Below are 26262 nucleotides of genomic sequence, written 5' to 3'. Positions count from 1 at the left end.
ATGCTGGGCAGCATAGGCCAACTGTGCGCGAGTATGGAGGGTGACGATGAAATCGTCATCCTGGGCGCAGCCATGCACGGCCACCCGGCGAAGGGTGGCCGTGAGGGCCGGTCAGCTGTTGTTGTGATCGACCTTGATGGTCGGGTCACTGCCGGCGATCAACGAGTTCAGGTTGACGTTCGACCAGTTGTTGCCTTCAAGCTTGATCGTCACGTCCGCAGTGGCCGCTGCGCCGTTGGCCGCGTTGAACTGGCCGGTGGTGCTGACCTGCAGCGACGACACGCCATCGACCGTGCTGATCTTCAGGAAGTGGTCGATGGTGCTGCCGGTTTCGCCCTGCAACAGATCCCGCAGGTCGATCCGGTCGCCTTCACTGGCCTTGAAGTCCTTGATCACGTCGGTGCCGGTGTCGCCGGACTTCCAGACAAAGGTATCACCGCCCAAGCCACCGATCAGGGTGTCGTTGCCCTGGCCGCCGGTCAGCGTGTCGTTGCCTTTGCCGCCGAGCAGGATGTCATTGCCCTTGCCACCGTCGAGCGTGTCATTGCCGCCCTGGCCGAAGAGGATGTCGTTGCCGCCGCCACCCAGCAGTGTGTCGTTGCCATCGTTGGCGCCAGACACATCGAACGCAGTGTAGTGCTCAGTGATGTACTGATGCACGTTGCTGGTGGTGACCTTGCTGACGTCCACGCCGTTCTGCTGGGCCACGAACGCCTGAATGGCCTGGTAACCCTCGCCGGCGATGCCATTGAAGCTCACCAGGTCGCCGAACAGGATGTCGTTGCCCTCCCCACCGTTGACCGTGTCGGAGCCCGGCAGGGTCGCTTCGGTGTGGCCGATGATCGAGTTGGCCAGGTCTTTGGGATCGATGTTGGTCTGCGGCGTTTGATCCGAGTCGTACGGCTTGAGATCGGCCAGGGTCACGTCGCTGTTCAGGCCGATGGCCTCGACCGTGCTCAGGCCCTTCAACAGCGTGAAGCTGTCGGTCGAGCCTGCTGCTGAGTCGACGTAGTTCCAGTAATCGCCATAACCGGTACCGCCCTGGTTCGACAGTTCAAAGGTCCCATTGCCCTCGGCGTGCACCGTGCCGACATAGCTGTCCTTCCAGTTCTTGCCGCTTTTAGTCGACAGGTACATCTCACCGTTTTCGTAGATGGTGTACTTGTGCGTGCTGTCGATTGTCTGGGTGTAGAGCTTGCCGACGGTGTAGTTGGCCGCGCTCAACACGTCATCGAGTTTGACGCTGCCGTACAGCGTCGGGTTGGTCTGTTCACTGGTCTGGTAGAGGGTTGGTTTACCGTCGGTAATGAAGTACGTCAGGTTTTTCGCGCCGGTATTACCCAATGCTTCGGAACTGTTGAAGAAGTTCGCCGTGGTTTTGAACACGTCCTCGTAGTTGGTGCCGCCGCCCGATGCCATCGAATCGAGCGCTTCTTGGAGCAGGGTCAGGGCGTTCGGGTCGTTGAGGTTGACCGTGACCGTCGTGTTCACCTGGCTGTCGAAGTCCGCCAGGAAGATGTTCACCGTCCCGGAGTTGCTGCCCAGGCTCTGCTTGAGGGTGTTGAACACCGAGGTCAGCGAGTTCTTGGCCGCCGTCAGAGACGAGTCGCTCATGCTGCCGGAGCTGTCGACCATAAAGGCGATGTTGTAGTTGACGCCCGGCACCACGGTCAGGCCGCCGATGTCGGCGACCACAATGTCGTTGCCATCGGTGCCGGTGACGTTGTCACTGCCGGACGTGGCGGTGATGGCGTTGTAGGTCGCCGGGTACACCGTGACCGCGATCTGCGCCGTGGTTGATGCCGATCCGCCGAGGGCTTCGGTGGCGGTGGAGGTCACGGTCAGGTTGAACTGGCCGTTGTAATAGGTCGGTGGTGTCAGGGTCAGGCTGCTCAGGTTCCAGCCAGTGACCGAGGCTTCGCCGTTGCTGCCCACGGTCACGGTGTGGCCCGCGTCGTCGCTTAGCACGCTGCCTTGCGGGATGCCGCCAATTTTCACGCTCAGGCTTTCGGAACCGTCGGTATCGGTCAGGGCCGTGCTGATCTTCGACAGATGCACGCTGGAGCCTTCGGCGCCTTCGTTGAGCTTGTAGCCGTCGTAATAACCTTCGCCATTGGTGCCGTGCAGATCGGAAACGGTCACCCCAGCGTTCGCCAGGTCGGCCACGCCGGTGTACAGCGGCACGCCGGCACTGCTCAGGTCGACCGCCGTGCTGCCGTTGACCGACAGGTTCACGTCGTAGCTGCCCGGGCCAGTCTGGTTGTGGTGGTAGATGTCCAGGGTGTAGTAGCCGCTGGTGGTCGGTGTGAACGAGCCGTTCAGCTTGCCGCCCGCGCCCCAGGTGGTGGATGCCACGTCCTTGCCACCGATGGTCACCAGCAGGCTGTCGTCGCCGGTACCGCTGAAGGTGTAAGTCTTGCCGGCCTCGAGGTAGATCAGGCCCGACGTTTTCGAAGCCGTACCGGTGTTCACGTTGCTGTCGGACTGCACGTTAGTCACGGTGGAGCTGCTGTTCGGTGTGCCAGCCGCATCGATCACCGACTTGAGCGTGCCGGACGCCGCGCCGCTGCCATCGGTGCCCAGGCCCGACAGACCGGTCCAGACTTCCTTGACCAGGCCGGTGGAGGTCACGCTGTTGCCGGTCACGTTGAGGCTCGGTGCATCGGCGACTGGCGTGATGTCGATCTTCACAGTGCCGGTATCGCCCAGCACCTGGCCGTCGGTTGGCTGGAATTTGATCTGCGCGTAGTCAGCCTGCTTGTTACCCGTGCCGCTGCCGCCATAGCCATCGGCGCCGGATTCGTTGGCGTCGGGGGTGAAGCGCAGCTTGCCGGCGTCGATGTCGGCCTTGGTGAAGGTCTGGTTGTTGGCCACGTCCTTCCAGGTTGCACCGTCCAGGTACTGCAACTTGCCATCAGCTGGCAACCCGGTGATTTTCACCCCCAGGTTTGTCGCGGAACTGTCTGAGTCACTGACGCCGAAGGTCGACCAGCCGAGAATCAGCGAAGTGTCTTCGGTACCGGTCATCGCGCCGCCGGTGGCAACCGGTGCATCGTTGACCCCGACCACGTTCACGGTGGTGGTGGCGGTGTTGGAGTAGTTGGTGCCGTCGGTCACCGTCACGGTGATGATGCGCGGCACGGTGCTCGGGTCGTCGCTGGTGTTGATGAAGCTGATGTTTTTGATCTGCTGCATGTAGTCAGCCAGCGTCGCGTTGCCCGTCAGCGTCAGCGTGACCGTGCCGTTGGTGCTGTTGGCGTTGATGCTGATGCCGTTGACGCTGTTGCCCAGGTTCAGCGCATCGCCGGGCTGACGGTTGGTCAGCACGATGGTGGCGCCGGTCAGCATGGTGCTGTCCGGGTCGGTGATTTTCAGGTCGGTGTCGCCAATCGACACGCCCGGCCCCGTGGTGCCTTCGGTGAAAGTCACTTGGTAATCGGCGCCGGTCTTGCCGCTGGAATTGTCGACGTCCAGGTCGAGTACCGGCGGCGCATCGTTGTCGATGATCGAGGTGCTGACACTGCCGTTGGTGCCGCTGACCGCCAGGTGCTCGAAGTTGCCACCGGTGGCCGAGTCGATCTTGACCACGAAATTTTCGGTGCCTTCGGTGATCTTGTCATCCAGCGTCGCTACGCTGAAGGTGGCGCTGGTGGCATTGGCCGGGATCTTCACGGTGTAGACGCCGGTGAAGTCCGTGCCGTCGGCGGCGGTGCCGCTGTAGACGATCTTGAGCGTCACCTCGGTTTGCGCCGGGTTCGTCAGGCTGACGGTGTATGTGGCAGCCTGGCCTTCGGTGACCGACGTGCTGCCGGTGATGCTGACGCTGGTGTTGTCGACCGTGTCGGTGACCGCGGTGACCGCTGGCGTGGTGCTCGGCACCAGGTTCTCGAAGTTGCCACCGGTAGCCGTCTTGATCGTTGCCGCGACATTCCCGGCGTCTAGGTAGACGTCGTCTTTCGGGGCGTCGACGGTTACGGTGCCAGTGGTGGCGCCGGCGGCGATGTTGATCACCGCGCCGTTGCTCAGGGTCACGGTCACTGGCGTGCCAGCGGCGTTGGTCAGGGTTGCGGTGTAAACGATCGAGCCGCCTTCGGCGACGGTATCGGTTGCCGAAAGCGTCAGGCCAGTGGTGTCCTGAGTATCGGTCACCGAGGTGTCAGCGGTTTTGCCATCGATGTCGAGTTTTTCGTAGTTGCCGCCCTGGGCATCATCGATCTTGACGCTGAGGTTATCGCCGCCTGCGAGGGCATCGTTCTGTGTCGTGAAGTTTACGGTGCCGCTGCTTGCGCCAACTGGGATGGTGATGGTCTGGCCGTTGCTCAATGTCACGACGAGCGGAGCACCGGTCACCGGGGCGTTGACCGAGGCGGTGTAAACAACAGTCCCACCTTCAGCGACGGTAGAAGTGGCAGTCAGGCTGACAGTCGAGGTGTCGATGGTATCGGTAACGTCAGTGACCGCAGGAGCAGTGCTCGGTACGAGATTCTCGAAGTTACCGCCGGTGGCATTGTCGATGCTGACTTCGACCTTGCCGGCGTCTTTGTAGACGTCGTCTTTTGGGGCATCGACGGTTACGGTGCCGGTCGTGGCACCGGCGGCGATGTTGATCACCGCGCCGTTGCTCAAGGTGACGGTCACTGGCGTGCCAGCGGCGTTGGTCAGGGTCGCGGTGTAAACGATCGAACCGCCTTCCGCCACGGTGTCGGTCGCGGTCAAGCTCAACCCGGTTGTGTCCTGAGTATCGGTCACCGATGTATCAGCAGGTTTGCCATCGATGTCGAGTTTTTCGTAGTTACCGCCCTTGGCATCATCGATCTTGACGCTGAGGTTATCGCCGCCTGCCAACGGATTGTTCGACGTGACGTAATTTACGCTGCCAGAGCTGTCACCGACCGGAATGGTGATGGTCTGACCGTTGCTCAACGTCACGACGAGCGGAGCCCCAGTGACTGGCGCGTTTACCGAAGCGGTGTACACAACAGTCCCACCTTCAGCGACGGTAGAGGTGGCGGTCAGGCTGACGGTCGAGGTGTCGATGGTGTCAGTGACATCGGTCACTGCCGGCGCGGTGCTTGGCACCAGATTCTCGAAGGTGCCGCCGGTGGCGTTATCGATGCTGACTTCGACTTTGCCGGCGTCTTTGTAGACGTCGTCTTTCGGGGCATCGACGGTCACGGTGCCAGTGGTGGCACCGGCGGCGATGTTGATCACCGCGCCGTTGCTCAAGGTGACGGTCACTGGCGTGCCAGCGGCGTTGGTCAGGGTCGCGGTGTAAACGATCGAACCGCCTTCGGTGACGGTGTCGGTCGCCGAAAGCGTCAGGCCAGTGGCGTCTTGAACGTCAGTAACTGAAGTTTCAGCTGGGGTTTTATCCGCAACCAGACTCTCGTAATTGCCACCCTTAGCATCGTCAATCTTGACGCTCAGGTTATCGCCGCCTGCCAACGCATTGTTCGACGTGACGTAATTTACGCTGCTGGAGCTGTCGCCAACTGGGATCGTAATAGTCTGGCCATTCGACAGGGTGACAACCAACGGAGCACCAGTGACTGGCGCGTTCACCGAAGCGGTGTAAACGATGGTGCCGCCTTCAGCCACAGTCGACGTGGCTGTGAGCGAAACGGTGCTGGTATCGATAGTGTCAGTGACGTCAGTGACCGCTGGAGCAGTGCTTGGCACCAGGTTTTCGAAGTTACCGCCGGTGGCATTGTCGATGCTGACTTCAACCTTGCCGGCGTCTTTGTAGACGTCGTCCTTCGGTGCATCGACGGTCACGGTGCCAGTGGTGGCACCGGCGGCGATATTGATCACCGCGCCGTTGCTCAAGGTGACGGTCACTGGTGTGCCGGCGGCATTGGTCAGGGTTGCGGTGTAAACGATCGAACCACCTTCGGCGACGGTGTCGGTCGCGGTCAAGCTCAGCCCGGTTGTGTCCTGAGTATCGGTCACCGAGGTATCAGCAGGTTTGCCGTCGATGGCGAGGTTTTCGTAGTTGCCGCCCTGGGCATCGTCAATCTTGACGCTGAGGTTATCGCCGCCTGCCAACGCGTTGTTCGACGTGACGTAATTTACGCTGCCGGCGCTGTCGCCAACCGGAATGGTGATGGTCTGGCCGTTCGACAGGGTGACAACCAAAGGAGCGCCGGTCACCGGCGCGTTGACCGACGCGGTGTAAACGATGGTGCCGCCTTCAGCCACAGTCGACGTGGCTGTGAGCGAAACGGTGCTGGTATCGATAGTGTCAGTGACATCAGTCACTGCCGGCGCGGTGCTTGGCACTAGGTTCTCGAAGTTACCGCCGGTGGCGTTGTCGATGCTGACTTCGACTTTGCCGGCGTCCTTGTAGACGTCGTCCTTCGGTGCATCGACGGTCACGGTGCCGGTCGTGGCGCCGGCGGCGATGTTGATCACGGCGCCGTTGCTCAAGGTGATGGTCACTGGCGTGCCAGCGGCGTTGGTCAGGGTCGCGGTGTAAACGATCGAACCGCCTTCGGTGACGGTGTCGGTCGCGGAGAGGGTCAGGCCAGTGGTGTCCTGAGTATCGGTTACCAAGGTGTCAGCAGGTTTGCCGTCGATGTCGAGTTTTTCGTAGTTGCCGCCCTGGGCGTCGTCGATCTTGACGCTGAGGTTATCGCCGCCTGCCAACGCGTTGTTCGACGTGACGTAATTTACGCTGCCAGAGCTGTCACCGACCGGGATGGTGATGGTCTGGCCGTTGCTCAATGTCACGACGAGCGGAGCACCGGTCACCGGGGCGTTGACCGAGGCGGTGTAAACAACAGTCCCACCTTCAGCGACGGTAGAAGTGGCTGTCAGGCTAACGGTCGAGGTATCGATGGTGTCGGTTACGTCGGTCACTGCCGGGATGGTACTTGGGACCAAATTCTCGAAGTTACCGCCGGTGGCATTGTCGATGCTGACTTCAACCTTGCCAGCGTCTTTGTAGACGTCGTCTTTTGGGGCGTCGACGGTTACGGTGCCGGTGGTCTTGCCGGCGTCGATGGTGATAACGGCGCCGTTGCTCAGGGTCACGGTGACTGGCGTGCCGGCGGCGTTGGTCAGGGTCGCGGTGTAGGTGATCTGGCCGCCTTCGGCGACCGAACCGGTAGCGCTCAGGTTCAGGCTGGTGGTGTCTTGGACATCACTGACCGTGGTGTTGGCCGGCTTGCCGTCGATGTCGAGTTTTTCGTAGTTGCCGCCCTGGGCATCATCGATCTTGACGCTGAGGTTATCGCCGCCTGCGAGGGCATCGTTCTGTGTCGTGAAGTTTACGGTGCCGCTGCTTGCGCCAACTGGGATGGTGATGGTCTGGCCGTTGCTCAATGTCACGACGAGCGGAGCACCGGTCACCGGGGCGTTGACCGAGGCGGTGTAAACAACAGTCCCACCTTCAGCGACGGTAGAAGTGGCAGTCAGGCTGACAGTCGAGGTGTCGATGGTATCGGTAACGTCAGTGACCGCAGGAGCAGTGCTCGGTACGAGATTCTCGAAGTTACCGCCGGTGGCATTGTCGATGCTGACTTCGACCTTGCCGGCATCTTTGTAGACGTCGTCTTTCGGGGCATCGACGGTCACGGTGCCAGTGGTGGTGCCGGTGGCGATGTTGATCACGGCGCCGTTGCTCAGGGTTACGGTCACTGGTGTGCCGGCGGCATTGGTCAGGGTTGCGGTGTAAACGATCGAACCACCTTCGGCGACGGTGTCGGTCGCGGTCAAGCTCAGCCCGGTTGTGTCCTGAGTATCGGTCACCGAGGTATCAGCAGGTTTGCCGTCGATGGCGAGGTTTTCGTAGTTGCCGCCCTGGGCGTCGTCGATCTTGACGCTGAGGTTATCGCCGCCTGCGAGGGCATCGTTCTGTGTCGTGAAGTTTACGGTGCCGCTGCTTGCGCCAACTGGGATGGTGATGGTCTGGCCGTTGCTCAATGTCACGACGAGCGGAGCGCCGGTCACCGGCGCGTTGACCGACGCGGTGTAAACAACAGTCCCACCTTCAGCGACGGTAGAAGTGGCAGTCAGGCTGACAGTCGAGGTGTCGATGGTATCGGTAACGTCAGTGACCGCAGGAGCAGTGCTCGGTACGAGATTCTCGAAGTTACCGCCGGTGGCATTGTCGATGCTGACTTCGACCTTGCCGGCATCTTTGTAGACGTCGTCTTTCGGGGCATCGACGGTCACGGTGCCGGTCGTGGCACCGGCGGCGATATTGATCACCGCGCCGTTGCTCAGGGTGACGGTCACTGGCGTGCCAGCGGCGTTGGTCAGGGTCGCGGTGTAAACGATCGAGCCGCCTTCGGTGACGGTGTCGGTCGCGGTCAAGCTCAGCCCGGTTGTGTCCTGAGTATCAGTAACCGAGGTGTCAGCGGTTTTGCCATCGATGTCGAGTTTTTCGTAGTTGCCGCCCTGGGCATCGTCAATCTTGACGCTGAGGTTATCGCCGCCTGCCAACGCATCGTTCGACGTGACGTAATTTACGCTGCCAGAGCTGTCACCGACCGGGATGGTGATGGTCTGGCCGTTGCTCAATGTCACGACGAGCGGAGCACCGGTCACCGGCGCGTTGACCGACGCGGTGTAAACAACAGTCCCACCTTCAGCGACGGTAGAAGTGGCTGTCAGGCTAACGGTCGAGGTATCGATGGTATCGGTAACGTCAGTGACCGCAGGAGCAGTGCTCGGTACGAGATTCTCGAAGTTACCGCCGGTGGCATTGTCGATGCTGACTTCGACCTTGCCAGCGTCTTTGTAGACGTCGTCAGCAGGCGCCTCAACGCTGATGCTGCCAGTCGTGGCGCCGGCAGCGATGGTGATGACAGCGCCGTTACTCAAAGTCACGGTTACCGGCGTGCCGGCCGGGTTCGTCAGGGTGGCGGTGTACAGGATCTGACCACCTTCTGCCACTTCGGTGGATGCCGACAGACTCAGGCCGGTGGTGTCGGCCGAATCAGTAATCGTGGTGACCGCCGGCGTGTTACTCGGCACCAGATTTTCAAAGTTGCCACCGGTCGCGCCGGTAATGGTGGTGCTGACAGTGCTGCCGTTGTTGTAGACGTCATTGGCCGGGGTGTCGACGGCGACGGTGCCGGTGGTCTGGCCCGCGGCGATGGTGATGACCGAGCCGTTGCTCAAGGTCACGGTCACCGGGGTCTGGGCCGGGTTGGTCAGGGTGGCGGTGTAGGTGATCTGGCCGCCTTCGGTGATGGTGTCGCTGGCGGTCAGCGTCAGGCCGGTGGTGTCGGCCGAATCTGTAATCGTAGTGACCGCAGGCGTGTTACTCGGCACCAGGTTTTCAAAGTTGCCACCGGTCGCGCCGGTAATGGTGGTGCTGACGGTGCTGCCGTTGTTGTAGACGTCATTGGCCGGGGTGTCGACGGCGACGGTGCCGGTGGTCTGGCCGGCGGCGATGGTGATGACCGAGCCGTTGCTCAAGGTCACGGTCACCGGGGTCTGGGCCGGGTTGGTCAGGGTGGCGGTGTAGGTGATCTGGCCGCCTTCGGTGATGGTGTCGCTGGCGGTCAGCGTCAGGCCGGTAGTGTCGGCCGAATCAGTAATCGTGGTGACCGCCGGCGTGTTACTCGGCACCAGATTTTCAAAGTTGCCACCGGTCGCGCCGGTAATGGTGGTGCTGACGGTGCTGCCGTTGTTGTAGACGTCATTGGCCGGGGTGTCGACGGCGACGGTGCCGGTGGTCTGGCCCGCGGCGATGGTGATGACCGAGCCGTTGCTCAAGGTCACGGTCACCGGGGTCTGGGCCGGGTTGGTCAGGGTGGCGGTGTAGGTGATCTGGCCGCCTTCGGTGATGGTGTCGCTGGCGGTCAGCGTCAGGCCGGTAGTGTCGGCCGAATCAGTAATCGTGGTGACCGCCGGCGTGTTACTCGGCACCAGATTTTCAAAGTTGCCACCGGTCGCGCCGGTAATGGTGGTGCTGACGGTGCTGCCGTTGTTGTAGACGTCATTGGCCGGGGTGTCGACGGCGACGGTGCCGGTGGTCTGGCCGGCGGCGATGGTAATGACCGAGCCGTTGCTCAAGGTCACGGTCACCGGGGTCTGGGCCGGATTGGTCAGGGTCGCGGTGTAGGTGATCTGGCCGCCTTCGGTGATGGTGTCGCTGGCGGTCAGCGTCAGGCCGGTAGTGTCGGCCGAATCAGTAATCGTGGTGACCGCCGGCGTGTTACTCGGCACCAGATTTTCAAAGTTGCCACCGGTCGCACCGGTAATGGTGGTGCTGACGGTGCTGCCGTTGTTGTAGACGTCATTGGCCGGGGTGTCGACGGCGACGGTGCCGGTGGTCTGGCCGGCGGCGATGGTAATGACCGAGCCATTGCTCAAGGTCACGGTCACCGGGGTCTGGGCCGGATTGGTCAGGGTGGCGGTGTAGGTGATCTGGCCGCCTTCGGTGATGGTGTCGCTGGCGGTCAGCGTCAGGCCGGTAGTGTCGGCCGAATCAGTAATCGTGGTGACCGCCGGCGTGTTACTCGGCACCAGATTTTCAAAGTTGCCACCGGTCGCACCGGTAATGGTGGTGCTGACGGTGCTGCCGTTGTTGTAGACGTCATTGGCCGGGGTGTCGACGGCGACGGTGCCGGTGGTCTGGCCCGCGGCGATGGTGATGACCGAGCCGTTGCTCAAGGTCACGGTCACCGGGGTCTGGGCCGGGTTGGTCAGGGTGGCGGTGTAGGTGATCTGGCCGCCTTCGGTGATGGTGTCGCTGGCGGTCAGCGTCAGGCCGGTAGTGTCGGCCGAATCAGTAATCGTGGTGACCGCCGGCGTGTTACTCGGCACCAGGTTTTCAAAGTTGCCACCGGTCGCGCCGGTAATGGTGGTGCTGACGGTGCTGCCGTTGTTGTAGACGTCATTGGCCGGGGTGTCGACGGCGACGGTGCCGGTGGTCTGGCCCGCGGCGATGGTGATGACCGAGCCGTTGCTCAAGGTCACGGTCACCGGGGTCTGGGCCGGATTGGTCAGGGTCGCGGTGTAGGTGATCTGGCCGCCTTCGGTGATGGTGTCGCTGGCGGTCAGCGTCAGGCCGGTAGTGTCGGCCGAATCAGTAATCGTGGTGACCGCCGGCGTGTTACTCGGCACCAGATTTTCAAAGTTGCCACCGGTCGCACCGGTAATGGTGGTGCTGACGGTGCTGCCGTTGTTGTAGACGTCATTGGCCGGGGTGTCGACGGCGACGGTGCCGGTGGTCTGGCCGGCGGCGATGGTAATGACCGAGCCATTGCTCAAGGTCACGGTCACCGGGGTCTGGGCCGGATTGGTCAGGGTCGCGGTGTAGGTGATCTGGCCGCCTTCGGTGATGGTGTCGCTGGCGGTCAGCGTCAGGCCGGTAGTGTCGGCCGAATCAGTAATCGTGGTGACCGCCGGCGTGTTACTCGGCACCAGATTTTCAAAGTTGCCACCGGTCGCACCGGTAATGGTGGTGCTGACGGTGCTGCCGTTGTTGTAGACGTCATTGGCCGGGGTGTCGACGGCGACGGTGCCGGTGGTCTGGCCGGCGGCGATGGTAATGACCGAGCCATTGCTCAAGGTCACGGTCACCGGGGTCTGGGCCGGATTGGTCAGGGTCGCGGTGTAGGTGATCTGGCCGCCTTCGGTGATGGTGTCGCTGGCGGTCAGCGTCAGGCCGGTAGTGTCGGCCGAATCAGTAATCGTGGTGACCGCCGGCGTGTTACTCGGCACCAGATTTTCAAAGTTGCCACCGGTCGCGCCGGTAATGGTGGTGCTGACGGTGCTGCCGTTGTTGTAGACGTCATTGGCCGGGGTGTCGACGGCGACGGTGCCGGTGGTCTGGCCGGCGGCGATGGTAATGACCGAGCCGTTGCTCAAGGTCACGGTCACCGGGGTCTGGGCCGGATTGGTCAGGGTGGCGGTGTAGGTGATCTGGCCGCCTTCGGTGATGGTGTCGCTGGCGGTCAGGGTGACGGTGGTGGTGTCGATGGTGTCGGTAATCTGGGTCACGGCCGGCGTGGTGGGCAGGGTCACGGCAATGCCGCTGCCGCCGGTGGTGCCGGTGACGGTCACGCTGATTTGGCTTGCGTCGTTGTACACGGTGTCGTTCGGCGCCAGCGGTACGTTGACGCTGCCGGTCGTTTGTCCGGCAGAGATCACGATTACCGAGCCGTTGGACAGGGTCACGGTGAGGTCAGTCTGGGGCGCTTGGGTGACGGTGGCGGTGTAGACCAGCACGCCGCCGGCTTCGGTCAACGTCGGGGTGGCGCTCAGGGTCAAAGTCGAATCGAGCACTGCGTTGGCTGTGGCATCAGCAGTGGTGTCGGTAGCGGTGATGTTGTCGGTGGTGTCGGCAGCTGTGCTCAAGCCTTCAGTCGGGAAGCCGATGGTAGGGTCGACGCTGCCGGCCGTGGCATCCAGCACCACAAAACTGTGGCCGCCACCGGCGGCGCCACCCGTACCCGCCGCGGTAGCGCCGGCAGCGGTGGCTTCCAGGGCTGTCGTCGGGTCGGCGCCTGCGGCAATGGCTTGTTGCAATTCTGTTACAGATGGCGCGGCCTGGGCAGTGGCCTGTGCGAGGTCAGTGGAAGAGTCCGGGGCGTTGGCGCTCCACTGAGTGTCGCGGCCCAGGTCCAGAGTGCGGCCGTCGGCCAGCTCCAGCGTGACGGCGCCGGCAGGGCCGGTGTCCAACTGGTCGCCCGTGTACAGGCGATCGCCTTCAATGAGTACGCGCCGAATGCCCTCGGGGGATACGACGAAAACCTGACCAACAATGCTTTTGACAACGGCAACAACACTGCTCATTGAAGACTCTCCGGGTGCCACGCTCAGTAGACTTCCATGTACCCGCAGCCTGGGGAGCCGCAGTGGTCTGGACGTTCTTGCTTACTTGATAAGGTTGTTTTGACACTTTTATCTGTCAATATTTTGGCTGTATCTTTTTGCTTACTTTGTTTGTGCCAAACTATTGACCTTATGCCGGCCATCCTAAACAATCGGCACCGTAATGTCACATTGATATTTAAGCGGCGACCTGTTCTTTCGGTGCGTGTTCAGCTCTTGTTTTGAACTATCCGACATGCGGTCATTCCGGTTGCCATCATCCGATGCAGCGCCTCATTTCGCTGTGATTCAAGACAAGAGTTTCAGGAAAATCCAACCATGCGTTCGCACCTGTTCAAGGCTTTACCCTTCGCCCTCGCCGCCAGTTTCGTACAAGCACAAACCTTGCCGCAGGCCATGCAGCAGGCGTTGGATGTCCACCCTGAAATACAGGCCGGCGTGAACAGCCGACTGGCGGCGGACTATCAGCTCAAAGCCGCCAAGGGTGGCTACCTGCCTAGGGTGGACCTCGCGGCGGGGTACGGTCGTGAAAGCACCGACAGCGTCACCACCCGGTCGGCCGGCGCTGATCATTGGGAAACCCTGAACCGCAGCGAATCGAGCCTGCGTCTGTCGCAAATGGTTTTTGACGGTTTTGCGACGTCCAGCGAAGTGGGGCGTCAACAAGCCAACGTCAATTCCCGTGCCTATTCGTTGCTGGATGCTTCCGAGCGTACCGGGCTGACGGTTGCCCAGGTTTACCTGGACGTGCTGACCCGGCGCGAATTCGTGCGCCTGGCCGACGAGAACCTCAAGAGCCACGAACGCATTTTCGACCAGATCAAGCTGCGCACCGCCCGTGGCGTGGGCAGCGGCGCCGACCTGGACCAGGCTGAAGCGCGCATGGCCCAGGCCCGCAACAACCTGATCACCGAGCAAACCAACCTGGCCGACGCCGAGACCAACTACCTCAGCGCCGTGGGCCAAATGCCCGATCAACTGGAACGCCCCGCCGATTTTCTGGCGCTGTTGCCGGCCAACCTGACCGAAGCCCGCGCTCAGATGCTGGAAAACAGTCCGACGCTGCGTTCGGCCGAGGCGGACATCGCCGCCGCCGAGAAGCAGTACGAAGCCGCCAAGTCGAGCTTCTACCCACGCTTCGACGCCGAGCTGGGCCGTACCGCCGACAACGACCTGGACGGCCAGAACGGCCACAATAACGAATGGCAAGCCATGCTGCGCATGCGTTTCAACCTGTATGCCGGTGGCAGCAACAAGGCGGATCTGGAGGCCAAGTCGTACCTGTCCAACCAGGCCCTGGACATCCGTAACAACGCGCTGCGTCAACTCAATGAAGAGCTGGGCCTGGCCTGGAACGCCCTCAACAATGCCAACGCCCAGGTGCCAATCGCCCAGCAATACGTAAACCACAGCACCAGCGTGCGCACCGCTTACCAGAGGCAGTTCAGCCTCGGCGAGCGGACCCTGCTCGACTTGCTCGACAGCGAAAACGAGCTGTTCAGCGCGTCCCGACGCTTGGCGGAAATCAAGAACGTGCAGCTGTTCACCCAATACCGGATCAAGGCAACCATGGGCCAGTTGCTCAAAAGTCAGGGCGTGGTCGCGCCGTTGGCATCCGTTGTGCAGAATGACGTGAAACCCAAGGTCCAGTTGCCTGGGATGAATTGAGTCATCCATCTAGTTTTGATCAGCAAAAGAGTGCCGAGCGTGGAATCAGAAGTCAGTCGAGTCGAACTCATCCATGATCCACGCACGCTGCACGACGACCCGTTGCTGGACGGTTTGCTGGCGCTCTGCATGCTGCATCAGAAACCGGCCAGTGCGGCGATGCTTACCACCGGTCTGCCGCTGCCCAAGCAACGACTGAGCGTCGAGTTATTGTCGCGCGCGGCGGCCCGTGCCGGTCTGCAAGGTCGGGTGCTGCAACGCAAGCTCGAGCAGATCCCGACCATTGCCATGCCGGCCCTGTTGCTGCTCAAGGATGGCCGCAGCGCCGTGTTGCTGGGCTGGGTCGGGGACGACCAGGCGCGGTTGCTGCTCAGCGAAAGCGATGGCGGTGAAGTGACGATCAGCCGCGAACTGCTGGCCGACGACTACAGCGGCAAAGTCTTCTTCGCTCAACCCCAGCACAAATTCGATGTGAGCCACGGCACGCTGATTCCCCGGGCGCGTTCGTGGTTTCGCGACACCCTCAAGCGTTCCCGCTGGCTGTACGCCGACGCTATTGCGGCGAGCTTTCTGATCAACATCATCGCCATGGCCGCGCCGCTGTTCGTGATGAACGTCTACGACCGCGTGGTGCCGAACCAGGCCGAATCGACCCTGTGGGTGCTGGCCATCGGCATCACCGGCGCCTACGTGTTCGACCTGGTCCTCAAGATGCTGCGCAGCCTGTGCCTGGACCTGGCCGGCAAGAAAACCGACCTGATCATTTCGGCAACGCTGTTCGAACGCATCGTTGGCATGGCCATGAAATACCGCCCGGCGCGGGTCGGCAGTTTTGCCCAGAACATCCATGAATTCCAGAGCCTGCGAGACTTCCTCGCCTCGCTGACCCTTACCAGTCTGATCGACCTGCCGTTCACCCTGTTGATCTTCATGGTCATCGCGATCCTCGGTGGGCACCTGGTGTGGATTCCGGTGCTGGCGTTCCCGATTGCCCTGTTGATCGGCTATGCGTTGCAGAAACCCCTGGTGGCGACCATGGAACGAACCATGGCCCTGGGCGCCGAGCGTCAATCCAGCCTGATCGAAACCCTGGCCGGCCTCGATGCGGTGAAGGTCAACAACGCCGAGAGCGAGCGCCAGTACCAGTGGGAACAGACCATCGGTACCCTCAGCCGTCTCGAGCTACGAGTGAAAATGCTGTCCGGGCTGGCGATGAACATCACGTTGCTGATCCAGCAACTGGCCGGCGTGATCATGATCGTCTTCGGCGTCTACCAGATCATCGCTGGCAACCTGAGCATGGGCGGGCTGATCGCCTGCTACATGCTCAGCGGTCGCGCCCTCAGCCCATTGGCGTCGCTGTCGGGGCTGCTGACTCGCTATCAGCAGGCGCGGGTAACCATGACCTCGGTCGACCAGATGATGGAGCTGCCCCAGGAGCGTAATTTCGAAGAGCGCCCGCTGAGCCGCAAGGTCTTGCAGGGCGCCATTGAATGCCGTCAGTTGAATTTCACCTACCCGAACCAACAGAACGTCGCGCTGAAGAACATCAACCTGGTGATCAAGCCGGGCGAGAAAATCGGCATCATCGGCCGCAGCGGTTCGGGCAAGAGCTCCCTGGCCAAGTTGCTGGTGGGCCTGTACCAGCCGGACAACGGCGCGTTACTGGTGGATGGCGTGGACATCCGCCAGATCGATGTCAGCGAGCTGCGCTACAACATCGGCTACGTGCCTCAGGACATCCAGCTGCTGGCCGGCACCCTGCGGGACAACCTGACCTCCGGCGCCCGTTACGTCGAAGACGAGCTTGTGCTCCAGGCCGCGGAGCTGGCGGGCGTACATGAGTTTGCGCGCCTGCATCCTCAAGGTTATGAACTGCAGGTCGGCGAGCGCGGGCAGAACCTGTCCGGTGGCCAGCGCCAGAACGTCGCCCTGGCCCGCGCGTTGCTCCTCAACCCACCCATTCTGCTGCTGGACGAACCCACCAGCGCCATGGACAACACCGGTGAAGAACGCTTGAAACAGCGCCTGACCGCCGTAGTGGAAAACAAGACCGTCTTGTTAGTGACGCACCGGGCATCCTTGCTGTCGCTGGTGGACCGCCTGTTGGTGATCGACCGCGGGCAGATCCTGGCCGACGGCCCGAAAGCTGTTGTGATGGAAGCGTTGAAGAAGGGGCAGATCAGTGTTGCTTAAGCCAGGTATCAAGGGGGCTGTGGGCCGCTATTTCAAGGGCTCCGATTCGTTGCATGGCCAGCCTTTGCCGGAGGTCAACAAGGCCCTGATCGAAGATGCCCCACGGGTGGTGCGCCTGACGATCTGGGCGATCATCGGCTTCTTTGTGTTCCTGATGCTATGGGCCAACTTCGCCGTGATCGACGAAGTGACCAAGGGCGACGGCAAGGCGATTCCGTCGTCCAAGATCCAGAAAATCCAGAACCTGGAAGGCGGTATCGTCGCCGAGCTGTTCGTCACCGAAGGGCAGATCGTCGAAGCCGGAGCGCCTCTGATTCGCCTGGACGACACGCGGTTTGTCTCCAATGCGGGGGAAACCGAGGCCGATCGCCTGTCCATGCTGTTGCGGGTCGAACGCCTGAGTGCCGAGGTCGATGACCGGCCGCTGAACTTCCCGGCCGATGTGCTCAAGGCTGTGCCGGGCCAGGCCGCCAGCGAGGAGTCGCTGTACATCAGCCGCCGCCAGCAATTGCATGATGAAATCGGCGGGCTGCAGGAACAGTTGATTCAACGTCAGCAGGAACTGCGCGAGTTCGCTTCCAAGCAAGCGCAATACCGCTCCGGCCTGGCGCTGCAACGCCAGGAAATCAACATGTCCGAGCCACTGGTGGCCCAGGGCGCGGTGTCGCCGGTGGAAGTGCTGCGGCTCAAGCGCGCTGAAGTCGAAACCCGTGGGCAACTGGACGCCACGACGCTGGCGATCCCCCGTGCCGAATCGGCGATCAAGGAAGTGCAGCGCAAGATCGACGAGACCCGCGGCAAATTCCGTAGCGAAGCCCTGACCCAGCTCAACGAGGCGCGCACCGACCTGAACAAGGCCCAGGCCACCGGCAAGGCCCTGGAAGATCGCGTGAGCCGTACATTGGTTACGTCGCCCGTGCGGGGCATCGTCAACAAATTGTTGGTGAACACCATTGGCGGGGTGATCCAGCCTGGCAGCGACCTGGTGGAAATTGTGCCGTTGGACGACACCATTCTGGTGGAAGCGAAAATCCGTCCCCAGGACATCGCCTTCCTGCACCCCGGCCAGGACGCCACAGTGAAATTCACCGCGTACGACTACACCATTTACGGTGGGCTGAAAGCCAAGCTGGAGCAGATCGGTGCCGACACCATCACCGACGAAGACAAGAAAACCACCTACTACGTCATCAAGCTGCGCACCGAGCGTAGCCATCTGGGCACTGATGAAAAACCGCTGCTGATCATTCCGGGTATGGTGGCCTCGGTGGACATCATCACCGGCAAGAAAACCGTGCTCAGCTACCTGCTCAAACCAATCATCAAGGCCCGGGCCGAGGCGTTGCACGAGCGGTAAGAGGGGCGGCGCTATCCTCTGTGGCGAGGGGATTTATCCCCGCTGTGTGGGCGCAAAGCTTGCTCGCGAAACAGGCGCCGCGGTCCCTGAAAGATCGCATTGTCTTCATCGCGGGCAAGCCTTGCTCCCACAGTGGTGCGGTGCAAAACTCCAGGCCATATCGTTATTCACTAACGGTATTTAAATTAAACTTCTTATACCTATAAAGTCATCCTCCTGCGTACCTGCCGACCAATCGGCGCGCCGCACGACACAAACCAACACGGTAACGCCGTGAGTTTTGATCGATGCGCGCCTGTGAAGCGTGCGTGGGAGTGATGTATGCCAGCCGTCTCTTGTTCTCCAGATTCAACCGTCGCGAATAGTGCGCCGCAGTCGTTCGAAATCCGCCCGTTCAGCCATGCCGTCGGCGCCGAGATCATTGGCCTGGACCTGTCCCGGCCGATCAACGATCAGGACTTTGTCCGCATCCACCGCGCTCACCTGGACCATCACGTAGTGGTGTTGCGCGAACAACGCATCACCCCCGAGCAACACATCGCCTTCAGCCGCCGTTTTGGCGTGCTGCAGATTCATGTGCTCAAGCAGTTCCTGCTGACCGGGCATCCGGAAATTCTCATCGTTTCCAACATCGTCGAAAACGGCCAATCCATCGGCCTGGGGGATGCCGGTAAATTCTGGCATTCCGACCTCTCCTATAAAGAGCTACCCAGCCTGGGCTCGATGCTCCATGCCCAGGAGCTGCCGAGCGAAGGTGGCGACACGCTGTTTGCCGACATGCACAAAGCCTGGGATGGCCTGCCCGAGGCGTTGCGCAAGGCAGTGGAAGGTCGCTCGGCGGCGCATTCCTACACGGCGCGCTACAGCGAAACCAAATTCGAAGGCAACTGGCGCCCGACGCTCACGCCGGAGCAACTGGCCCAGGTCGCTGAAGTCGTGCATCCGATCGTGCGCACCCACCCGGAAACCGGGCGCAAGGCGTTGTTTGTCAGCGAAGGTTTTACCACCCGCATCGTCGGTTTGCCGGAGGACGAAAGCAACGCGCTGCTGGCCCAGCTGTATGCCCACAGCGTGCTGCCCCAAAACATCTATCGCCATCAATGGCAGCCCCACGACCTGGTGTTCTGGGATAACCGTTCGCTGATCCATCTGGCCGCCGGTTGCCCGAGTCATCTGCGCCGCAAGTTGTATCGCACCACCATCCAGGGCGACGCCCCTTTTTGATCGGCTGTGCATCGCGCCAAGAGCCCGGAGAATCACCATGTCCAAACGCATTGCTGTTGCACCGCTGGCCGAGTTCCTCTACTGCGTCGGCGCGATCAAAAACAAACCCGCGTCGTGGGAAGACTACTTCTTCCAGGACGCCAAGCCGTTGCAGGGGAGCTGATTGTCATGAACGCGCGTTTGCAAGGCCACGCGGCCAGCAACCCCACCCGCACCGACACGGCGTTGTTGTCGGTGGATAACGTCAGCCTGGAGTATCGCACCCCGCAGCGAGTGGTGCGGGCCACCCACCAGGTGAGTTTCGAGGTCGACCCGGCGGACCGTTTCGTATTGCTCGGCCCGTCTGGTTGCGGCAAATCCACGTTGCTCAAGGCCATTGGTGGTTTCATCGCGCCTTGCGAGGGTGAGATTCGTCTGCAAGGGCAAGCCGTCATCGCGCCGGGGCCGGACCGGATCGTGGTGTTCCAGGAATTCGATCAACTGCCGCCCTGGAAAACCGTCAAGCAGAACGTGATGTTCGCGCTGTTGGCTTCCCACACCCTCAAGCGTCGCGAGGCCGAGGAGCGGGCGCTGCATTATCTGGACAAGGTCGGGCTGGCGGCGTTTGCCGATGCTTATCCCCACACGTTGTCCGGTGGCATGAAAGCCCGGGTCGCGATTGCCCGGGCACTGGCGATGCAACCGAAGATCCTGCTGATGGACGAACCCTTCGCCGCCCTCGATGCCCTGACCCGGCGCAAGATGCAGGAAGAACTGCTGCTGCTTTGGGAAGAGGTGCGCTTCACGTTGCTGTTCGTTACTCACTCCATCGAAGAGGCGTTGGTGGTGGGCAATCGCATCCTGCTGCTGTCCCCCCATCCGGGGCGCGTACGGGCAGAAATCCACAGCCATCAATACGACTTGCACAGTCTCGGTGGCGTGGCGTTTCAGCACACGGCGCAGCGTATTCATCGATTGCTGTTCAATGAAAGCCAGTCACCGGACACCGAGCGTGAGTTGGATTTCGCTGATATCCGCCTCGCGTATTAAGGGAGCGTTCCATGAGCCATTTATCGCCTGCGCGCGAAGAATACGAAGTTGACCTGCAACCCTTGACCCACGTGCCGCTGGAGCGCGAATTACCCCTGGGCCAGCGTCTCTGGCAACAGGGCTGGCTGCGCAAAAGCCTGATCCTGTTGTTGCTGGCGCTGCTGTGGGAGGCGGTGGCCCGTTACCAGAACAATGACCTGCTGCTGCCGGGTTTCCTGCAAACCGCCAGCGCGTTGTACGGCGGCTTGCTCAGCGGTGAGCTGCTGGACAAGGTCTGGATTTCCCTGGTGGTGCTGCTCAAGGGGTATCTGTTGGGCATCGTCCTGGCGTTTGGCCTGACCTCGCTGGCCGTATCGACGCAGTTGGGTCGCGACTTGCTCAGCACCCTCACGTCGATGTTCAACCCGTTGCCGGCCATCGCCCTGTTGCCGCTGGCGCTGCTGTGGTTCGGCCTGGGGCAGAACAGCCTGATTTTCGTGCTGGTGCACTCGGTGCTGTGGGCGTTGGCGCTGAATATGTATGCGGGGTTTCTCGGCGTGTCCGAAACGTTGCGCATGGCCGGGCGCAACTATGGGCTCAAGGGGTTGCGCTTTGTGCTGTTCATCCTGATTCCGGCGGCGCTGCCGTCGATCCTCGCCGGGTTGAAAATCGGCTGGGCCTTCGCCTGGCGCACCCTGATCGCCGCGGAACTGGTGTTTGGCGCCACCAGCGGCAAGGGCGGCCTGGGCTGGTACATCTTCCAGAACCGCAACGAGCTGTACACCGACAAGGTGTTTGCCGGGCTGGCGGTGGTGATCCTGATCGGGTTGCTGGTGGAGAACCTGGTGTTCGACAGCCTGGAGCGGGTGACGGTGAAGCGCTGGGGGATGCAGCGTTGATCAGTTTGCTCCTGTAAAGGATGAGTGGACCCGTGGCGGTCCAAGCAGTTCTGAGTTGTCTGGGCTTGCTCGCGAAGGCGATCTTCAATCCACCACAGGAATGTCAGCCTGACGCTTGAACCTCAAGCCGATCCATCGCCCGCTCCACCAACAAATGCACCCCATCGGCCATCCGACTGATCGCTAGGATCACGCTACGGCGTGTACCTTCAACATCATCAGCCAGGTCGGCGGCGATGGCGCTGATGGACAGCAGGTCTTTGGAGGCATTGGCCAGCAGGGTTTCAGTGTCGATGTCCGGGGCGACGATGAAGAGCTGGGCTGTTTGGATTTTGCCCGAGGCTTGATCGGCTGGTTTGGGGTTGAGGTAATAGTCGAGGGCGCGCTCGGCGGCTTCGTCGAGTTTTTTGGATTTCGAGGATTTGTCAGGGACGTTGCCAGGGCTTCCTGGCGGATTTGGAGTTACTTTGAACATGTTTTGGCTTCCTATTCAATCGGAGCCGCCCTAGCTCGCTTGCACGCGATATAAGGGTGGCAGCTATGTGAGGGTGTGCAAGACCGAGTAGGAAACTCCAAAAAAACCTCGGCAGACCCGAAGGTCTCCCCACACACAGCCGCCATAAAACACGGGCACGAATGCTCATAAAATAGCTGCTGGTATCATTTGGCGTTCTTTTACCCGGACTTGCACGTCCGTGTCACCGTTTTTTCAGTGACAAACCCAGACTAGCGGTGGGCCCGAAGCCGGACAAGTTCACCAACGCCGCTACAACTTGAAGGAAATCTCCTAGGAGCTTGCTGCTTGCTAACAGGACCTCTCCACTTGGCATGTACAGCCAAGAGTTTCTCACTCCTCACGGCTATTCCCTTGACGCTCTCCACTGCTGTCGTAGACTCCGCCCATCCGTCAGGGAGTAACGGTCATGCGGCGTTTGAGTAGTTGGGTTGTGGGATTAACCTTTGTAACGTGCGGGGTTCAGGCGCAAACGCTTGCTTGCGACGATCCGTTGTTCGAGAGCAACGTCACGGCCAGTGCGCCGAGTGGCAACGAAGCGCGAGGGGTGCTTCGGGCGCGGGATCAGGCGGTGCTGGCCAGTGAGCTGGCCGGGCGTATTGTCGAACTGCCGTTCAGTGAGGGCGAGTCGTTCAAGAAGGGCGATACCCTGGCGCGTTTCGATTGCTCGGCCTATCAAGCGCAGCTCAATGCGGCCCAGGCGGCAAGCCGTGGTGCCAGTGAAGAGCTGGCCCATAACCGGCAATTGGCTGAGCTGAAGTCGGTCGGGCGTTTCGAGGTATCACGGGCCGAGGCCCGGCTCAGTGAGACTCAGGCGCAGTCCCAGGTTTATCAAGTTCAGGTCAAGCGTTGCAGCGTGATTGCACCGTTCGACGGCCAGGTGGTGGCGCGCAAGGTCCAGCGTTATGAAAGCGTGGCGGCCGGCGCGCCGTTGCTGGATGTGGTCGACAACCGCACCCTGGAGATCCATCTGCTGGTGCCGTCGCGCTGGATGGGCAGGCTCAAGCCCGGTCAGTCCTTTACCTTCGTTCCCGATGAAACCGGCCAGCCGCTGCAAGCGACGGTCAAGCGTCTGGGCGCGCGCATCGACGAGGGTAGCCAGACGTTGCTGCTGGTGGCGACGCTGCCCACCGCCAGTGGCTTGCTGTCTGGCATGAGTGGTACCGCGCGTTTCGCGGAGCCCAAGTGAACGCGCCGATAACGGGCAGCGCCGAGCAGGTGTTCGCCCGCTTCCTCGACTTGGAGCGCCAGACGCGTGCCGCGCGTACCCCGGCGCAACTGAGCTACAGCCTGGTCAACGACGGCCAGGCGCTGTTCGGGTTTCGCCATGCGGCGCTATTGATTGCCGGCAAGGTTCAGGCCGTGACCGGCGTCAGTGCTGTGGAGCCGAACGCGCCGTTCGTGGCGTTTGTCGAGCAGGCGGTGGCGCCGCTGTTCAAACAGGGGCTGCTGAACCAGGCCCGGGTGATTGCCGCCGATGGGTTGAGCGAAGCCATTCAAGCGGACTGGCGAAGCCTGTCGGCCGGGCAGGTTTTCTGGCTGCCGTTGATCGATCATCAGGGTCAGGTGTTCGGCGGTTTGTGGATAGCCCGTGACTTGCCATGGCCCCCCGCTGAGCAAGTGCTGCTGTCGCAATTGGGCGACACCTACAGCCACGCCTGGCTGGCGCTGCAACCGCGTAAACCGTGGCGCCTGCGTTGGACGCGCAAACGTCAGGTCGCGCTGGTGGCGGTGCTGTTGCTGGGGTTGCTGGTTCCGGTGCGCCAGTCGGTGCTGGCCCCGGCCGAAGTGGTGCCGCTGGGCGGGCAGGTGGTGGCGGCGCCGCTGGACGGGGTGATCGCCGAGTTCATGGTCAAGCCCAACCAGGCGGTCAAGAACGGCGACCTGCTACTGCGCTTCGAAAGCACCAGCCTCAAGGCCCAGGCCGATGTGGCCGAGCGTGCGTTGGGCGTGGCCGAGGCCGAACTCAAGGCCAACTCCCAACGCTCGTTTACCGATGCTGAATCGAGCGCCAAGATCGACCTGCTGGCCGCCCGCGTCGAACAGAAACGCGCCGAGCGCAACTATGCCCTTGAACTGCTCAAACGCAGCGAAGTGCGCGCCGAACGGGACGGCATTGCGGTGTTTGCCGATGCCGAACGCTGGCTCGGCAAACCGGTGCAGACCGGCGAGCGACTGATGGAAATTGCCGACCCGAACCAGGCTGAGTTGCGCATTGAACTGGCGGTCGGTGACGCGATTGCCCTGGCCCCCGGTGCGCAAGTGGCGTTGTTTCTCGACAGCGATCCGTTGCAGCGGCACCTGGCCTGGCTCGAACGCTCGGCCTACGAGGCGCAACCCACCGCCGCCGGGCAACTGGCGTATCGGCTGGATGCGCGTTTCGATGCTACGGCGCCGCGCATCGGCCTGCGGGGCACGGCGAAAATCTTCGGTGACCGCGCTCCGCTGGCGTTGTACCTGTTGCGTCGGCCGCTGGCCGGCCTGCGCCAGAGTGTGGGCTTGTAGCATGAACCTGCCGAGCTTGCGGGCAGACTTGCAATTGTCCCCGGCGGCCCCGGACCCGGACGGCTCGCCGAAATGGACCTTGGCCGATCCGGTGCGCGGGCGTTATTTCAAGCTCGGCGCGGCGGCGATGCGCATGTTGCGGCACTGGTCTCTGGGCGATCCAGAGCAGGTGCTGCAAGCCGCGAACCGTGAGCCAGGCCTGCCGCTCAATGGTGAATCGCTGGAACAGTTACTGGGTTTTTTGCGCGGTCATGATCTGATCAGCGCGATGGACCCGCAACAGCGCGACAGTTATCAGTTCAAGACGGCCGCCCAGCGACAGAGCCTGTGGCAAATCCTGCTGCATCAATACCTGTTTTTCCGCATTCCGCTGTGGCGCCCGGACGCCTTTCTCAACCGAGCCTGGCCCTGGGTGGCGCGGTTCGGCCCCCGGATCCTGCGCTATGGAATGCCGCTGACCCTGGGCCTGGGCGTTTTCCTGGTGTCGCGGGACTGGCAGCGGTTCGTGGCGACGTTCCCGCATCTTTTCAGCCTTGGCGGTGCGCTGGCGTTTGGGGTGGCGTTGTTCTTCGCCAAGCTGTGCCACGAGTTTGGCCATGCCTTCATGGCCAAGCGCGCCGGTTGCCGCGTGCAAAGCATGGGCGTGGCGTTCATGGTGCTGTTGCCGATGTTTTATACCGATGTCAGCGATGCCTGGCGGATCAACGACCGTCGGGCCCGGCTGTTGATCGGTGCCGGCGGGGTGTTGGCGGAATTGCTGCTGGCGTGCATCGCATTGTTGACCTGGTCGCTGCTCCCCGATGGGCCGGTGCGTACCGCGGCGTTCATGCTGGCCAGCGCCACCTGGATCACCACGCTGATTATCAACCTGAACCCGTTCATGCGCTTCGATGGCTATTTCCTGGTCAGTGATTTCTGGGCGGTGGATAACCTCCAGGGCCGTGCGTTCGCCCTGTGTCGCTGGCGTCTGCGCGAAGCCTTGTTCGGCTATGGCGTGGCAGCGCCGCAACCTTGGTCGCCGAAGATGCGCCGCCGCTTGCTGGTGTGGGGGTACGGCGCCTGGTTGTGGCGCGCGGCATTGTTTTTCGGCATTGCCCTGGCGGTCTATCACTTGTTCTTCAAGGTGCTGGGCATTTTTCTGATGTTGGTGGAATTGGTGTGGTTCATTTTTATGCCCATCGTCAATGAATGGCGACAATGGTGGAGCCGCCGCGAGCAGGCCCACGGCCCGCGGGTGCTGCTGACTGGCCTGGTGTTGCTGGGGTTGGTGTTGGCCCTGTTGCTGCCCTGGCGCAGCGCCGTGGAAGTCCCTGTCATGCTTGAGGCCGGCCGTGCCAGCGCCTTGCATGCGCCTGTGGCGGCGCGGGTCAAACGGGTGAATGTGCACGACGGCCAGACCGTGGCCCAGGGTGATGTGTTGATTGAATTGGAGTCACCGGACATGGCGTCGCGCCTAGCCATCGTGCGCCGGGAAATCGAGATCCAGCAGTTGCAAATGCGCCGTCAGGCCGGGCGCAGCGAAACCGCCGCCGATGCCGGCATCGTCGAACAGCAACTGGCCGAGGCAGTGGCCGAGTACCGGGGCCTGACCGCCCAGCGTGAGCGTCTGTTGTTGCGTGCGCCCCATGCCGGCCAGGTGCGCGACTTACTGCCGCAATTGTCGGTAGGGCGCTGGTTGTCGCCCACGCAGCCGTTGGCGCGGGTGGTGCAGGCCGACTCCCGGTTGCGCGGGTACCTGACCGAGGCCGAGCTTTGGCGGGTCGGGCCCGGTGCCACGGGACGGTTCATCGCGGACGATCCGATGCACCCCTCGATTGCCGTGCAACTGAATGAAATCGATACCAACGGCGTGGCCTGGGTCGAGCAGCAGGCGTTGACGTCCGATCACCACGGGCCGATTGCCGTGCGCCGCGATTCGCAACAACGGGCGGAGCCGGTGCAGGCGCAATACGGCGTGCGCTTGAGTGCCGTTGACGAAACGCCCGCCCCGACACAACCGCTGCGTGGCTTGGTGGTGTTGCAGGGGCAGGGTGAGTCGGTGTTGGGAGCGGCCTGGCGTCGGTTGGCGGCGTTGGGTGTCAGGGAAAGTGGATTTTAAG

The 26262-nt window shown here is 61.9% G+C and carries 11 protein-coding genes and 1 pseudogene; 10 read left to right on the top strand and 2 right to left on the bottom strand.

Going from position 1 to position 26262, the window contains the following annotated elements; translation table 11 throughout:
- Positions 1-111: 111 nt before the first annotated feature.
- Complete coding sequence (locus ACA047_RS28490; protein WP_497355166.1) at positions 112-12753, bottom strand: retention module-containing protein; 12642 nt, start codon at positions 12751-12753, stop codon at positions 112-114.
- A gap of 357 nt (positions 12754-13110) precedes the next feature.
- On the opposite strand from ACA047_RS28490, the gene ACA047_RS28485 reads away from it, so the two are divergent.
- From ACA047_RS28485 to ACA047_RS28455, 7 genes and pseudogenes are all read left to right on the top strand, one after another.
- A complete protein-coding gene (locus ACA047_RS28485; protein ID WP_497355164.1) occupies positions 13111-14460 on the top strand; it encodes a TolC family outer membrane protein in 1350 nt (449 codons plus the stop codon).
- Positions 14461-14499: 39 nt separating this feature from the next.
- Complete coding sequence (locus tag ACA047_RS28480; protein WP_497355162.1) at positions 14500-16656, top strand: type I secretion system permease/ATPase; 2157 nt, start codon at positions 14500-14502, stop codon at positions 16654-16656.
- Positions 16646-18013, top strand: a complete 1368-nt coding sequence (locus tag ACA047_RS28475; protein ID WP_497355160.1) for an HlyD family type I secretion periplasmic adaptor subunit — start codon at positions 16646-16648, stop codon at positions 18011-18013. The genes ACA047_RS28480 and ACA047_RS28475 overlap by 11 nt, the downstream gene beginning before the upstream one ends.
- Positions 18014-18334: 321 nt before the next feature.
- Positions 18335-19237 carry a TauD/TfdA dioxygenase family protein gene (locus ACA047_RS28470; protein WP_497355158.1) on the top strand — a complete coding sequence of 301 codons (903 nt, stop codon included), beginning with the start codon at positions 18335-18337 and terminating at the stop codon, positions 19235-19237.
- A gap of 61 nt (positions 19238-19298) precedes the next feature.
- Positions 19299-19400: pseudogene (locus tag ACA047_RS28465) on the top strand (hypothetical protein); the annotation flags it as partial.
- A 5-nt stretch (positions 19401-19405) separates the two neighbouring features.
- A complete protein-coding gene (locus ACA047_RS28460) occupies positions 19406-20266 on the top strand; it encodes an ABC transporter ATP-binding protein (protein ID WP_497355156.1) in 861 nt (286 codons plus the stop codon).
- 11 nt (positions 20267-20277) lie between these two features.
- Entirely contained in the window at positions 20278-21144 is an 867-nt protein-coding gene (locus ACA047_RS28455; protein WP_497355154.1) for an ABC transporter permease, read from the top strand.
- Positions 21145-21247: 103 nt separating this feature from the next.
- On the opposite strand, the gene ACA047_RS28450 is transcribed toward ACA047_RS28455, so the two are convergent.
- Positions 21248-21619, bottom strand: coding sequence for a DUF6124 family protein (locus ACA047_RS28450; RefSeq protein WP_497355152.1), 372 nt, complete (start codon positions 21617-21619; stop codon positions 21248-21250).
- 448 nt (positions 21620-22067) lie between these two features.
- On the opposite strand from ACA047_RS28450, the gene ACA047_RS28445 reads away from it, so the two are divergent.
- Genes ACA047_RS28445 through ACA047_RS28435 form a run of 3 tightly spaced genes read left to right on the top strand, consistent with a single transcriptional unit; the run spans position 22068 to position 26261 of the window.
- Positions 22068-22847, top strand: coding sequence for an efflux RND transporter periplasmic adaptor subunit (locus ACA047_RS28445; RefSeq protein ID WP_497355150.1), 780 nt, complete (start codon positions 22068-22070; stop codon positions 22845-22847).
- The gene (locus ACA047_RS28440) at positions 22844-24163 is read left to right on the top strand and encodes an efflux RND transporter periplasmic adaptor subunit (protein WP_497355148.1); all 1320 of its coding nucleotides are present in this window, start codon (positions 22844-22846) and stop codon (positions 24161-24163) included. The genes ACA047_RS28445 and ACA047_RS28440 overlap by 4 nt, the downstream gene beginning before the upstream one ends.
- 1 nt (position 24164) lies before the next feature.
- On the top strand, positions 24165-26261 hold the full coding sequence (locus tag ACA047_RS28435; protein WP_497355146.1) for a site-2 protease family protein: 2097 nt from the start codon (positions 24165-24167) through the stop codon (positions 26259-26261).
- The last annotated feature ends 1 nt before the right edge of the window (position 26262 follow it).

It is taken from the genome of Pseudomonas sp. LBUM1664 (assembly GCF_059695895.1).
The sequence above is the reverse complement of the archived record's forward strand: the minus strand, read 5'-3'. Positions and strand labels throughout refer to the sequence as shown.

What these genes read in the sequence shown, in the direction of transcription:
- ACA047_RS28490 (WP_497355166.1), bottom strand. Translation starts at nt 12,753, where the DNA reads ATGAGCAGTGTTGTTGCCGTTGTCAAAAGCATTGTTGGTCAGGTTTTC.
- ACA047_RS28485 (WP_497355164.1), top strand. Translation starts at nt 13,111, where the DNA reads ATGCGTTCGCACCTGTTCAAGGCTTTACCCTTCGCCCTCGCCGCCAGT.
- ACA047_RS28470 (WP_497355158.1), top strand. Translation starts at nt 18,335, where the DNA reads ATGCCAGCCGTCTCTTGTTCTCCAGATTCAACCGTCGCGAATAGTGCG.
- ACA047_RS28460 (WP_497355156.1), top strand. Translation starts at nt 19,406, where the DNA reads ATGAACGCGCGTTTGCAAGGCCACGCGGCCAGCAACCCCACCCGCACC.
- ACA047_RS28455 (WP_497355154.1), top strand. Translation starts at nt 20,278, where the DNA reads ATGAGCCATTTATCGCCTGCGCGCGAAGAATACGAAGTTGACCTGCAA.
- ACA047_RS28450 (WP_497355152.1), bottom strand. Translation starts at nt 21,619, where the DNA reads ATGTTCAAAGTAACTCCAAATCCGCCAGGAAGCCCTGGCAACGTCCCT.
- ACA047_RS28445 (WP_497355150.1), top strand. Translation starts at nt 22,068, where the DNA reads ATGCGGCGTTTGAGTAGTTGGGTTGTGGGATTAACCTTTGTAACGTGC.
- ACA047_RS28435 (WP_497355146.1), top strand. Translation starts at nt 24,165, where the DNA reads ATGAACCTGCCGAGCTTGCGGGCAGACTTGCAATTGTCCCCGGCGGCC.